Genomic DNA, 14,038 nt, shown 5'->3' on the forward strand with positions numbered 1-14,038 from the left:
AAAACTGGCGCAGAATCGTGGTTTCGTAGAGGGACTCTTCCATCGCCGGGTCGCTGTAGCCGAACCAGTTTTGCATCAGATGAACCCGCAGCATGGCCATCAACGGATACGCCGGACGACCGCCTTCACCCTTCGGATAACGCGGCTCGATCAACGCAATCAGGCCTTTCCAGGGCACGACCTGATCCATCTCAATCAGGAAACGCTCACGGCGGGTCTGCTTACGTTTGCCGGCATACTCGGCATCAGCGAAAGACATTTGCTTCATCGGGGCTCAACCGTTCAGTTCGTGGGACTGGCGTACTTCACCAGACTTGGAAGTCTTTTTCAGAGTTTCCTTAGGACTCAACCTTTGAGAGCTTAGGAAGCTTAAACGAGCAACCGACACTTGCCTACTAACAGAACTGATAGGTAGGCAACTGCCCAAGCAACAGTAATCCGGGCGTTGACGTGGCTTTGCAGGCGAGCACTTGCCCAGCACACAAGAAAGAAAAATGTCGCCCGCCCCAGCTGGCTGGCTGGCATTATGTCCCTCTTAAACCAATCGTTGGCATGCACCTGATTCGTGCTGAAGACCTTGAAACTTGACTTGCTCAGTCGCACTTTGCGACCTGTTCAGCATGGAGCGATACCAATGAGCGACAGCGTATTTGCCGATCGCATCGTGCAGAACCTGCTCGACACCGACTTCTACAAACTGACGATGATGCAGGCGGTGCTGCACAACTACCCGAATGTGGAAGTGGAATGGGAGTTTCGTTGCCGCAACAGCGAGGATCTGCGTCCGTACCTGGCCGAAATTCGGTTCCAGATCGAGCGCCTCGCCGAGCTGAGCCTGACCGCCGATCAGCTGGGTTTCATGGAGCGCATCAGCTTCATGAAGCCAGATTTCCTGCGATTCCTCGGCTTGTTTCGTTTCAACCTGCGCTACGTGCACACCGGTATCGAGAACGGTGAGCTGTTCATCCGTCTGCGCGGGCCATGGCTGCATGTGATTCTGTTCGAAGTGCCCCTGCTGTCCATCGTCAGCGAAGTGCGCAACCGCTATCGCTACCGGGAAGTCGTTCTGGAGCAGGCGCGCGAGCAGCTGTATCGCAAGTTCGACTGGCTGACGGCCAATGCTGGCACCGATGAGTTGTCCGAGCTGCAGGTAGCCGATTTCGGCACTCGACGCCGGTTTTCCTACCGGGTGCAGGAAGAAGTGGTGAACGTGCTCAAGCACGACTTCCCTGGGCGCTTTGTCGGCACCAGCAACGTCCACCTGTCCCGGGAGCTGGACATGAAGCCCTTGGGCACCATGGCCCACGAATGGATCATGGCCCACCAGCAACTGGGGCCGCGCCTGATTGACAGTCAGATTGCCGCCCTGGATTGCTGGGTCCGCGAGTATCGCGGCCTGCTCGGCATTGCACTGACCGACTGCATCACCACCGACGCCTTCCTCAATGATTTCGACCTTTATTTCGCCAAACTCTTTGATGGCCTGCGCCATGACTCCGGGGATCCGATCATCTGGGCGGAAAAAGCCATCGCCCACTATCACAAGCTGGGCATCGACCCGATGAGCAAGACCCTGGTGTTCTCTGACAGCCTGACGCTGCCCAAGTCCCTGGAAATATTCCGGGCGCTGCGCGGACGGATCAATGTCAGCTTTGGCATCGGGACCAACCTGACCTGTGATATTCCAGGGGTTGAACCGATGAGCATCGTGCTTAAAATGGCCGCCTGTAACGGTCAGCCCGTGGCGAAGATTTCCGATGAGCCCGGCAAGACCCACTGCAAAGACCCAAACTTCGTCGCCTATTTGCGACACGTTTTCAAAGTTCCTGCCGCCCCATCCAGCACATCAAGCAAGGAGTGAATTCATGCAAGCCGTACAGCGTGAGATTGCTGAGCAGCTCAAGGTTCAACCGCCATTCGCCAACGATGCCGCCCTTGAGGCCGAAGTCGTGCGACGGATCACGTTCATTCAGGATTGCCTGGTCAACTCCGGGCTCAAGTCCCTGGTATTGGGGATCAGCGGCGGTGTCGATTCCCTCGCTGCAGGCCTGCTGGCCCAGCGTGCCATGCGCGAACTGCGCGCCCGCAGCGGTGACGACAGCTACAAGTTCATTGCCGTGCGCCTGCCCTACGAAACCCAGTTCGACGAACACGACGCCCAGGCTTCGGTGGATTTCATCGACCCGGATGAGCGCCACACCGTTAACATTGGCCCGGCAGTGAAGGCGCTGGCCAGCGAAGTCGCAGCCTTCGAAGGCAAACATGCGGTGTCGGTCGACTTTGTGCTGGGCAACACCAAGGCGCGCATGCGCATGGTCGCCCAGTACACCATCGCCGGCGCGGCCCATGGCCTGGTGATCGGCACCGACCACGCGGCAGAAGCGGTGATGGGGTTCTTCACCAAGTTCGGTGACGGTGCTTGCGACCTGGCCCCGTTGAGCGGTCTGGTGAAAAACCAGGTCCGGGCCATTGCCCGTAGTTTCGGCGCACCGGAATCGCTGGTGGAAAAAGTCCCGACTGCGGACCTGGAAGACCTGTCGCCGGGTAAACCGGACGAAGCGTCCCATGGCGTGACCTACACCGAGATCGACGCGTTCCTGCACGGTGAGCCGGTGCGTGAGGAAGCGTTCAAGATTATTTGCGACACTTACAAAAAGACCCATCACAAGCGAGTGATGCCGTTTGCGCCATAAGTAAGGCGGCGCCTGGACCGACGTCATCGCTAGCTAGCCTGCTAGCGATGACCGATGATTTGGTCAAACGTCAGGCACAAAAAAAGCGTCCCTCGCAGGACGCTTTTTTTATGAGCCCGATTCGCTTATTTCAGCGTAACCGTGCCTTTCATCATCGAGATATGGCCCGGGAACGAGCAGAAGAAGCCGTACTTTTCGGCAGCATCAAGCTTCGACACATCGAAAGTCACCGAGTCGGTTTCCTTGGCACCGATGATGTTGGTGTGAGCGATAATGCGCGCATCACCTTCTTTCAGGTAGTTCTTGTCGATACCGGCAGCCAGGCCGTCGGTGGCGATCGGCTGCATGTCAGCCTCTTTGCTCAGCACCCAGTTATGGCCCATGACGTTCTTCGGCAAGCTGCCGGAGTGGGTCAGCTCGACGGTAAAAGTTTTGCAGCTCTTGTCGATTTCAATGGCCTTAGTGTTGAAGGACATCTGGTCGGTGGAGTCGATGGTGGTCTTGCACTCGGCAGCCATCAGTTGGCTGCTGGCCAGTGTCAGCAGGGATACCGCAACTAGTTTGGCAAACATGGTGAATCTCCAAGGCAGGGTTAACAAAAGTGCGAACGGACAGAAGACTGCCTGAAAACCGCGCAAGTTCCTATGACCTGAATCAAATATTGTATACAACTTTCGGGCTATGACACCGATCGAAATAATCTACCAGCCAGAAGTCTGGCCCGGCCCTATCATCGGCTCATCGTCATTTACCTGGAGCCTGCGTCATGACCCTCAATAGCCTGTTGTGCAGCCTGCTTGCCGCTTATGCCTGTGGTGCCAGCGGCAGTTACGAAACACCTGCCCGCGACCTTTAACCCTTGGATCGCTAACGCCGAGGCTTTACCCTGTGGTCATCGTGACCGTGGAGCAAAGCATGTCATTAACATCCGTTTGTGTTTTCTGCGGTGCCAGCACTGGCACCCACCCGGCGTATCGTGAAGCGGCTGCCGCCCTTGGGCGCGCCTTGGCCGAACGCAAGCTGACCCTGGTCTACGGCGGTGGTGCGGTCGGTTTGATGGGCATCGTCGCGGATGCCGCCCTGGCAGCCGGCGGGGAAGTCATTGGCATCATTCCGCAAAGTCTCAAGGACAAGGAAATCGGCCACAGTGGCCTGACCCGCCTGGAAGTGGTTGATGGCATGCATGCGCGCAAGGCGCGGATGGCCGAACTGAGCGATGCGTTTATCGCATTGCCCGGCGGCCTCGGCACCCTGGAAGAACTGTTCGAAGTCTGGACCTGGGGTCAGCTCGGATATCACGCAAAACCACTCGGCCTGCTCGAAGTGAACGGTTTCTACAGCAAATTGACCGATTTTCTTGATCATATCGTCGGCGAAGGCTTCGTTCGCGAAGCGCACCGTGACATGCTGCAAACGAGCGAATCGCCGCAAACCCTGCTCGACGCACTGGATGCCTGGCAACCGGTGGTCACGCCAAAATGGGCCGAGCAAAAACCCAGCTAACGGCTCGGCACCGATACAGGGCAGAATATGCGCCGCTCAACCTCACCTTCGACCCCAGAGGATCGCCCATGGCTAAACCTAATTATTCCTTCGCCAAACGTCAGAGAGACTTGGCCAAGGAGCAGAAGAAAGAGGAAAAGCTTCAGCGCAAGAAAGCTACAGCTGAAGAAGAAGCAGCAGCACTGAACCCGGATGCCGAAGGTGAAGTGGCCACAGACGAAACCGCAGCACCGAAAGATCAGGCGCCTGACGCCTGAGACCCTCAGGGCCGGATGATCTGATCAGGCCCACCGGATCTGTGTCCAGGGTTGGCAGCAGCGCTGCTGACCCTCCTACAAGGGTCTTTGTCAATCCAGCGGCATCACGGTGACACGGACTTCCGGGTCGTGATTACCGCCCCCCAGAATCACCCCACGCAACGGCGACACATCCGAGAAATCACGGCCCCAGGCCAGGGTGATGTGCTCCAGTGCCGGCTGCACATTGTTGGTCGGATCAAAATCGACCCAACCCAGTACCGGGCAAAACACCGACACCCAGGCATGCGAGGCGTCGGCGCCGATCAGTCGTGGCTGGCCGGGTGGTGGCTGAGTCAGCAGGTATCCGCTGGTATAGCGCGCCGCCAAACCTCGGGAGCGTACGCACGCGAGCATCAGATGGGCGAAGTCCTGGCAAACGCCGCGCCGCCGCTCCAGCACTTCCACCAACGGTGTGGCCACTTGGGTCGCTTCGGCATCAAAAGTGAACTCGCTGAAAATCTTCTCCATCAACGCCTGGACACCCAGCAACAACGCACGCCCGGGCGGAAAGCAGCTTTCGGAAAACTCGACGAAATTGCGCTTCAAATGCACGTATGGCGATTCGAATCGATAGCGACAAGCCTCCAGCAACTCGGGTGAGAGCGGCTGACTGCTATAGGTCAGTGTATTGCGAGTGTCTTCCCAGGCCGGGGATTGATTGAAATCCAGGGTTGGCCGGGCCAGTACTTCGACAGTAAGTTCGGCGTTCACCAGCAACTCATCGTGGGGCCGTTCGAATGCCAGGCGGGTCAGCGGATTGCCGAACACGTCCAGTTCGTCGCGGCGGGTCGTGGGCTCAGGACTGATCAACAACCCCAGCGCCGTGCAGCGCTGCCAGGTGCAGGCTCGCGGCCACAAATGCGCCAATTGCTGCGCCAGAGACACCGGACTGTCGTAGTGATAATGAGTGTCGTGGAAAATCTGGTAACGGGCATTCATCAGACGGACACCGTGCGCTGGCTGACATCATCGACATGGGCAAAATGGCGCAAGGCCAGGCGATCCGAAACCTGGCCGCTGGCATCGGCGATCTCTTGCAGCAAATCGGCCAAGCCTTCGATGGCCGCGTGGACGCTGGCTTCACCGAACAGCGAATTTTCCAGGCAGCCCAGATCGAAATGCATCAAACGCTCCACCAACTGAGTCAGGCAAGCTTCTCGCGGAGCACCGAAATCGTCGTTCAAGCGCTTCAATGTGCGAGTCACCAGTTTCAACTGGAACAACACCGCATGAGGGTTCTGCTCATCCAGCAGCAATAGATCAAGCACCGGGATCAATTGCGCCACCGCCAGGTACCGCGAGCGGTAGGTAATGCTGCTATTGCCCAGTTCCAGCAACCATTCCAGCCCGGCCTGATCGAAAGCCCCGGAACCGCGCAGAAATGCAGCGAGGCTGCCACTGAGAAACTGCAAGCGCTCGATCCGCCGGCCGATCATCAAAAACCGCCAGCCTTCGTCCCGAGTCATGTCGTCCAAGGCAAAACCGGAGAGCGCCGCCAAGGACATTACCAGACGGTTGAGGAAATCCAGCAACTCCCCAAAATCCGGCTCTTCGGTTTCCAGTTCCATGGCTTCGCGCTGCAACTCCACCAGCGCCTGCCAGTTTTCCCGGGAGAGTTTGCCGCGCACTTGCGAGGCCGCCCACTGCAGACGTTGCAGGTTGGAACGCAGGCTGAACGGCCAGTCATCGCCAAGCAATGCAGCCAGCAAGCGTTCCGATAGTTCGCCTTCATCGGGTAATAGATTCAGGCGCTCACCGAGATCGACCGCCGCCTCCAGCGCTTGCGGATCATCACCGTCGACATAGCGTGCCAGCATGACCCGCAGCAGCCGCGCACTGTCGTCACAGCGTTCGCAGTAACGGCCGAACCAGAACAGGTTCTCGACCACTCGCGATGGCAGATACGGATCCCGTCGCACCAGATCGTGGACACCAATCGTGCGCTGGGTTTTCCATTGCTCACCGCTCGGTGGACGATCCCCCAACACCCAAGTGTCTTTGCTCGCGCCACCGCGTTGCATCGACACCACTTCAGCATCGGCCTGCGCCGCCACACGGGTCAAACCGCCAGGCAACACCCGATAGCCGTCGCGACTCGCCACGGCATATACGCGCATGCCAATGGCTCGCGGTTGCAATTGACCATCCTCGGCCTGCCAGATAGGCGCCTGGGACAGTTGCGCCAGTTCTTGCGCGACATAAGCATAAGGCCTGGCCTGCATGCGCTCGGCCAGCGCCCGACGCTGTTTTTCACTCAAATCACGACCAAACACCGGCGCAAAGCTCTGGGACGGAAACGCCGGTTTGATCAGCAATTCCGGCAATTTCTCCAGTGCTTGCGCGAGCACCGGCGCCTCACCACACCACCAGGTGGCGATGGACGGCAGGATCAGCTCTTCACCGAACAGGAATTGGTTGATCCTCGGAAGGAAGCCCAGCAGTCCCGGCGATTCCAGTACACCGCTGCCGAGGGCGTTGGCCACCAACACTCGTCCCTGACGCACGGCATCCAGCAAACCCGGCACACCGAGGGCCGAGTCGGTACGCAGCTCCAGCGGATCGCAGAAGTCATCGTCGAGGCGACGCATAATCGCGTGCACCCGGCGCAGACCGCTCAGGGTTTTCAGGTAGACGGTGGCGTCGCGAACCGTCAGGTCGCCGCCCTCCACCAGGGGATAACCGAGCTGACGCGCGAGGTACAAATGTTCAAAATAGCTTTCGTTGAACCGACCTGGCGTCAACAGCACCACCAGCGGCGCTTCATCGTCGCTCGGTGCCTGGCGGTCCAGGGTTTCCTGCAAGGTGCGAAAAAAACCGGCCAGGTGCTGCACCTTCAAGTCGCGGTACAACTCGGGGAAAGCCCGGGACACGATGGTGCGGTTCTCCAGCGCATAGCCGGCACCCGACGGAGCCTGGGTCCGGTCCGCTGTCACCCACCAGCGACCGTCGGGCGTGCGCGCCAGATCTACGGCATACAGATGCAGAAAAGCCCCGTCAGGTGGAGCAATGCCCTGACACGGCCAGAGAAAGTTGTTGTGTCCAAATACCAGTTCGGCAGGTAACAGACCTTCGGCGATCAAACGCTGCGGACCATACAAATCCGCCAGCACCGCGTTGAGCAGCCGAGCCCGCTGAGCAATCCCGGTGGACAATTGCTGCCACTCATCGGCGGCAATTACATGGGGTAACAAGTCCAGTTCCCAGGGACGATCAGCGCCCTTGGGGTCGGCGTAGACGTTGTAAGTCACGCCGTTTTCCTGGATTTGCCGAGTCAGCAACGCCTGGCGCTGCACCAGTTGCGTCGGGGTGCTGCGTTGCAATTGGTCGAACAGACGACGCCAGTGCGGGCGAACGGCGCCGCTGTCGTCGAGCAGTTCGTGATAAGTACCCGCCGTCAGCGGGTAGCGGTCAAGCAGATCAGGCATGGAAAGCTCGGCAGACAGCAAAGAACGGTCAGACTAACGCAGGCTCATGACGCTCGGATATACGAAAAATCCGAGCGTCGCGTAAGGCTTAGAAACGTCGCAAATCGAGCGTCATCGGCAGCTCGTCGTTAATCGTCACGTTGGGTATAGGAAGTTTCCCTGGCGTGTGTCCGATTCGGAAGAATCGAGCCATCCGCCGGCTCTCCGCCTCGTTGGCATTCACCGGCAGGCTGTCGTAGTTGCGCCCGCCCGGGTGGGCGACGTGGTACTGACAACCACCCAACGAGCGCTCCATCCAGGTGTCGAGCACATCGAACACCAGCGGCGCGTGAACGGGGATGGTCGGTTGCAGGCAGTTGGACGGTTGCCAGGCACGGAATCGAACACCCGCGACGAACTCGCCGACCCGGCCGGTGGGTTGCAGTGGCACCGGGATGCCGTTGCAGGTCAACAGATAACGCTGCGGCGTCATGCCGGTAAGCTTGACCTGCAAGCGCTCCAGGGACGAATCCACATAACGCACGGTACCGCCGACCGCGCCCTCCTCGCCCAGGACATGCCAAGGCTCCAGCGCTTGGCGCACTTCGAGTTCGATACCACTGACGGCGTAATCACCGACCTTGGGAAAACGGAACTCCAGATGCGCGGCAAACCACTCGGCCCGAACCGGATAACCGGCAGCGTTGAGATCGACAATGACATCGGCGAAATCCTGCTCGATGAAATGGGGCAACAGGAAGCGATCGTGCAGCTCGGTGCCCCAGCGCGCCAGTTTTGGTGGCGCATAAGGCTCGCGCCAGAACCGCGCCACGAGTGCTCGCAGCAACAACTGCTGAGCCAGGCTCATGCGCGCATGGGGCGGCATTTCAAAGGCGCGCAATTCCAGCAAACCCAGACGCCCGGTAGCGCCGTCCGGCGAGTAGAGCTTGTCGATGCAGAACTCGGCGCGGTGGGTGTTGCCGGTGACATCAATCAACAGGTTGCGCAGCAATCGATCCACCAGCCACGGCGCGCACTCTTCCCCCGGCTTCGGCATCTGGGAAAAGGCGATTTCCAACTCGTACAACGCGTCGTTACGCGCTTCGTCCACCCGTGGTGCCTGGGATGTCGGGCCGATGAACAATCCGGAAAACAGGTAGGACAAGGACGGGTGGTTATGCCAGTAACTGATCAGACTGCGCAGCAGATCCGGACGCCGTAGGAATGGTGAGTCAGCCGGAGTCGCGCCACCCAGGACGAAATGGTTACCGCCGCCAGTGCCGGTATGCCGCCCGTCGATCATGAATTTTTCAGTGGTCAGTCGGGTCTGGCGTGCTTCTTCATAGAGAAATTCCGTGCGCTCCACCAATTCATCCCACGTTGCGGATGGTTGCACGTTGACCTCGATCACGCCCGGGTCCGGGGTGATGCGGAAGTTGCTCAGGCGCGGATCGCTTGGCGGTTCATAGCCTTCCAGCAACACCGGGCAATGCAGTTCCTGGGCCGTGGCCTCGATGGCGGTGACCAGCTCCAGGTAATCCTCAACCCGCTCCAGCGGCGGCATAAACAGGTACAACCGGCCTTCACGCGCTTCGGCGCAGAACGCGGTGCGAGTCAGCCAGTCGGCGGATTCGTCGACTTTCGGTTCGCGTTCAATCACCTCGGCCGGCGTGCCGGGACTGTTCAACGCCATGGTGTCGGGCAGTATCGGGAAATCCTGGTTCGGATCATTGGGATGAATGAACGGATACTCTGCGGCCTTCACCCAAGGCTGCGACCCCAGCGGTAAGCGATAACCCAGCGGCGAATCCCCGGGCACCAATCGGCAGTGCTCCTCGCGCAAGTACCAACGACCGCTTTGCCATTGGTCGCCCTTGGCGGTGCGCGCCAGTGGCAGGACCTGGCCAATGACTTTGTCCAGCCCCTGACTGAAGACTTTGCGCAGTCGCGCCCGCTCCAACGGCTCCTCCAGACGAGAATCTTCAGCGCTGACATTCTGCGGCAACGCGCCTTCACGCCAGAGGTAATAGAAATTGTCTTCGTAGGCTGGAAACACGAAACGTGTCGCAATTTTCAAGCGTTCGGCGACACTTGCCAGAAAACGCCCGGCAAGCTCACCATCGGCACCGTAGTCTTCCTGCTCATCGGCAATCAGTGCGCTGTTGTGCCAGATCGGCACACCGTCCCGGCGCCAGTAGCAGTTCAGCGACCAGCGTGGGAGCTGCTCGCCGGGGTACCACTTGCCTTGACCAAAGTGCACCAGACCGTTGGGCGCGTAGTGTTTGCGCATGCGCTGGAACAGCTCGGCGGACAGCCGACGTTTGTCCGGCCCCAGTGCGGCGGTGTTCCACTCGGCACCGTCCGGGTCATCGATGGACACGAACGTCGGTTCGCCGCCCATGGTCAGGCGCACGTCGCCTTCCAGCAGGTCGGCATCGATCTGCCGGCCCAACGCCTGGATCGCCAGCCACTGGTCTTCGGTGTAGGGCTTTGTAACCCGCGGCGCTTCCCAAATCCGCTCCACGGACATTTCATGGGCAAATTCGCACTCGCATGGTTCCACCAAGCCACTGATCGGTGCCGCAGAGCCCGGATCCGGACTACAGGCCAACGGAATATGTCCTTCACCGGCAAACAGCCCTGACGTCGCGTCCAGGCCGATCCAGCCCGCACCGGGCAAGTAGACCTCGCACCAGGCGTGCAGGTCGGTGAAGTCCACCTCCGTGCCCGAAGGGCCGTCGAGGCTTTTCACATCGGCTGTCAATTGAATCAGGTAGCCAGAGACAAACCGTGCCGCCAGCCCAAGGTTGCGCAGCAATTGCACCAGCAACCACGCCGAATCGCGGCAGGAGCCGGAGGCATGTTCGAGGGTGTGCTCGGGGGTTTGAACGCCGGGCTCCATGCGGATCAGATAGCCGATGTCTTCGCTCAGGCGCTGGTTGAGCGCCACCAGGAAATCCACGCTGGGCAGCGGCGTGCGGTCGATGCCATCCAGGTACGCCTTGAACTTCGGCGTCAGCGGCAAGGTTTCCAGGTACGGCGCCAGTTCTTTACGCTCGTCGGCAGCGTAGTTGAATGGAATTTTCTCGGCATAGGGCTCGAGGAAAAAATCGAAGGGATTGAATACGGCCATTTCCGCCAGCAGATCGACTTCGATTCGCAGCTCTTCGGTTTTTTCCGGGAACACCAACCGCGCCAGGTAATTGCCCTGGGGATCCTGCTGCCAGTTGATGAAGTGCTGCTCGGGCGAGACTTTCAGCGCATAGGACAAAATCCGTGTGCGACTGTGGGCCGCCGGGCGCAGGCGAACGATCTGCGGACCGAGCTCCACGGCGCGGTCGTAGCGGTAATGCGTGACGTGATGCAATGCGACATGTATCGACACGGCGTGCCTCCTGCGAGCCCTAAGCGTATTCGAAAGCGCGCAAGACTTATGCCATCCAGCAGCGCCGGCGCTTTCACAGATTTGCTTAGGGCAGTACAGCACCAAAATCGGGCGATGCGGGAAATTGGTTTGCATCGTTTGCACGGATATGTGGCACCACCCGACTTCTGTGGCGAGGGAGCTTGCTCCCGATGGGGCGCGAAGCGGCCCTATGTCGGTGTCAGATATGGCCAGGAGTCAGCATCAGCGACGGCTTCGCCGCCGAGCGGGAGCAAGCTCCCTCGCCACAAATGAAACTCGCCACCCCTGCTATGCAAAACGCCAACCCGAAGGTTGGCGTTCTGTTAACTGCTTTGAGCGTTTAGCGCGGCACAACCGGCTTACGCGTAGGCTTGGGCCCTTTGCCTTTGGCCGCGTCCTTGCGGTCCTTGGCGGCCTGTTGATTGCGGGCAAACGCCGCCGCCTTGGCCTGTTCACGTTTGTCCCACGGGTTGGCGCCATCGCTGGCACGCGGTGGCAGACCGGTGTGTTGAGTCAGGATCTTGGTGGTCTTCTCGCCTGCCACTTTATGGCTGCCAGCCGGTGTCGAGTTCTTGCGACGGGCGCTCTGGTAGCTGTCGGTTGCCGGTTGATGCAATGGGATCAACTGGTTCTTGCCCGGGCCGATCAGGTCGACGCGGCCCATGCGGGTCAGCGCTTCACGCAGCATCGGCCAGCCTTTCGGGTCGTGGTAACGCAAGAACGCCTTGTGCAGGCGACGCTGCTCTTCGCTCTTGACGATGGTCACAGCGTCACTTTTGTAAGTGACCTTACGCAGCGGGTTCTTGCCCGAGTGATACATCGCGGTGGCGGTAGCCATCGGCGACGGGTAGAACGCCTGCACCTGGTCGGCCCGGAAGCCGTTGCCTTTGAGCCACAAGGCCAGGTTCATCATGTCTTCGTCGGTGGTGCCCGGGTGGGCGGCGATGAAGTACGGAATCAGGTACTGCTCTTTCCCGGCTTCCTTGGAGTACTTCTCGAACATGCGCTTGAACTTGTCATAGCTGCCAATGCCCGGCTTCATCATCTGGTTGAGCGGACCTTCCTCGGTGTGTTCCGGGGCGATCTTCAGGTAACCACCGACGTGGTGAGTCACCAACTCTTTGACGTATTCCGGCGACTCGACCGCGAGGTCGTAGCGCAGGCCGGAAGCGATCAGAATCTTTTTCACACCCGGCAGCGCGCGGGCGCTGCGATACAGCTGGATCAGCGACGAGTGATCGGTGTTCAGGTTCGGGCAAATGCCCGGGAACACGCACGACGGCTTGCGGCACGCAGATTCGATTTCCGGGGTTTTGCAGGCGATGCGGTACATGTTCGCGGTCGGGCCGCCGAGGTCGGAAATGACACCGGTGAAACCTGGCACTTTGTCGCGGATTTCTTCGATTTCGCGAATGATCGACTCTTCGGAACGGTTCTGAATGATCCGGCCTTCATGCTCGGTGATCGAGCAGAAGGTGCAGCCACCAAAGCAGCCGCGCATGATGTTCACCGAGAAGCGGATCATGTCGTAGGCAGGGATTTTTTCCTTGCCATACACCGGGTGCGGAATGCGCGCATAGGGCATGCCGAACACGTAGTCCATTTCTTCGGTAGTCATCGGAATCGGCGGCGGGTTGAACCAGACGTCGACTTCGCCATGCTTTTGTACCAGGGCACGGGCGTTACCCGGGTTGGTTTCCAGGTGCAGCACGCGGTTGGCGTGCGCGTACAGAACCGCGTCGCCACGAACTTTTTCAACCGATGGCAGACGAATCACGGTTTTATCGCGAGTCATACGCGGGCTGGCGAGGATCTGTACGACCTTGGCTTCGCTCGGGTCCTCGATCGGTCCCTTTTCCTGTTCAATCGCACAGGCCTGGGTGTCTTGGGTGTTCACGTACGGGTTGATGATCTTGTCGATTTTGCCCGGACGGTCGATGCGCGTGGAGTCGACTTCGTACCAGTCTTTCGGCGTGTCGCGACGGATGAACGCGGTGCCGCGCACGTCGGTGATGTCTTCGATCTTGTGACCGTAGGACAGGCGCTGGGCGACTTCGACGATCGCACGCTCGGCGTTGCCGTACAGCAGGATGTCGGCGCAGGCGTCGATCAGGATCGAGTTGCGTACCCGGTCCTGCCAGTAATCGTAGTGGGCGATGCGGCGCAAGGAAGCTTCGATGCCACCGAGCACGATCGGCACGTTCTTGTAGGCTTCCTTGCAGCGCTGGCTATAGACCAGGCTCGCGCGGTCCGGACGCTTGCCAGCCAGGCCACCAGGGGTGTAGGCGTCATCAGAACGAATTTTCTTGTCGGCGGTGTAGCGGTTGATCATCGAGTCCATATTGCCGGCCGCGACGCCGAAGAACAGGTTCGGCTCACCGAGCTTCATGAAGTCGTCTTTGGACTGCCAGTTTGGCTGGGCAATGATCCCGACGCGGAAGCCCTGGGACTCCAGCAGCCGGCCGATGATTGCCATGCCGAACGACGGATGGTCAACGTAGGCATCACCGGTGACGATGATGATGTCGCATGAATCCCAGCCAAGCTGATCCATCTCCTCCCTGCTCATCGGCAGGAATGGCGCTGGACCGAAACATTCGGCCCAGTACTTGGGATAGTCAAATAAAGGCTTGGCTGTTTGCATGACGATGACCGGTGTTGAGATGAAAAATCGCGGGCGCGGAATATAGCACAAAAATTAACCAATTCCGACGACTATGGTCGGAAATTGCG

10 protein-coding genes are annotated in these 14,038 nt (G+C 59.4%); 4 read left to right on the forward strand and 6 right to left on the reverse strand.

The features are described 5' to 3' along the window. Positions 1-268: transposase (locus L9059_RS25180; protein ID WP_247288250.1), on the reverse strand; the 268-nt coding region annotated here is incomplete at its 3' end. 366 nt (positions 269-634) lie between these two features. Between L9059_RS25180 and pncB the strand changes: the two genes are divergently transcribed. Further along, entirely contained in the window at positions 635-1,861 is a 1,227-nt protein-coding gene (gene pncB, locus L9059_RS25185; protein ID WP_247293552.1) for a nicotinate phosphoribosyltransferase, read from the forward strand. Positions 1,862-1,865: 4 nt separating this feature from the next. After that, positions 1,866-2,693 carry an ammonia-dependent NAD(+) synthetase gene (nadE, locus tag L9059_RS25190; protein WP_247293553.1) on the forward strand — a complete coding sequence of 276 codons (828 nt, stop codon included), beginning with the start codon at positions 1,866-1,868 and terminating at the stop codon, positions 2,691-2,693. A 125-nt stretch (positions 2,694-2,818) separates the two neighbouring features. Here the strand turns inward: nadE and azu are convergent, their stop codons facing one another. Next, complete coding sequence (gene azu, locus L9059_RS25195; protein ID WP_247293555.1) at positions 2,819-3,265, reverse strand: azurin; 447 nt, start codon at positions 3,263-3,265, stop codon at positions 2,819-2,821. Positions 3,266-3,608: 343 nt separating this feature from the next. Here azu and L9059_RS25200 point away from each other — a divergent pair, with 343 nt between their 5' ends. Both L9059_RS25200 and L9059_RS25205 read left to right on the forward strand, forming a co-directional pair. Further along, positions 3,609-4,196, forward strand: coding sequence for a cytokinin riboside 5'-monophosphate phosphoribohydrolase (locus L9059_RS25200; protein WP_247293557.1), 588 nt, complete (start codon positions 3,609-3,611; stop codon positions 4,194-4,196). 68 nt (positions 4,197-4,264) lie between these two features. After that, positions 4,265-4,453: a hypothetical protein gene (locus L9059_RS25205; protein ID WP_045061821.1), complete on the forward strand. Its 189-nt coding sequence runs from the start codon at positions 4,265-4,267 to the stop codon at positions 4,451-4,453. Positions 4,454-4,543: 90 nt separating this feature from the next. Here the strand turns inward: L9059_RS25205 and L9059_RS25210 are convergent, their stop codons facing one another. The 4 genes from L9059_RS25210 to L9059_RS25225 form a co-directional block, all read right to left on the reverse strand. After that, a complete protein-coding gene (locus tag L9059_RS25210) occupies positions 4,544-5,434 on the reverse strand; it encodes a transglutaminase family protein (protein WP_247293559.1) in 891 nt (296 codons plus the stop codon). After that, positions 5,434-7,920 (reverse strand): circularly permuted type 2 ATP-grasp protein, encoded by a 2,487-nt coding sequence (locus L9059_RS25215; protein ID WP_247293561.1) that lies wholly within the window; start codon positions 7,918-7,920, stop codon positions 5,434-5,436. The genes L9059_RS25210 and L9059_RS25215 overlap by 1 nt, the downstream gene beginning before the upstream one ends. An 88-nt stretch (positions 7,921-8,008) precedes the next feature. After that, positions 8,009-11,284 (reverse strand): transglutaminase family protein, encoded by a 3,276-nt coding sequence (locus L9059_RS25220; RefSeq protein WP_247293563.1) that lies wholly within the window; start codon positions 11,282-11,284, stop codon positions 8,009-8,011. Positions 11,285-11,645: 361 nt separating this feature from the next. Continuing rightward, positions 11,646-13,949, reverse strand: coding sequence for a YgiQ family radical SAM protein (locus L9059_RS25225; protein WP_247293565.1), 2,304 nt, complete (start codon positions 13,947-13,949; stop codon positions 11,646-11,648). Positions 13,950-14,038 lie beyond the last annotated feature (89 nt).

Origin of the sequence: Pseudomonas violetae (genome assembly GCF_023072615.1) — a bacterium.
Taxonomy (GTDB): domain Bacteria; phylum Pseudomonadota; class Gammaproteobacteria; order Pseudomonadales; family Pseudomonadaceae; genus Aquipseudomonas; species Aquipseudomonas violetae.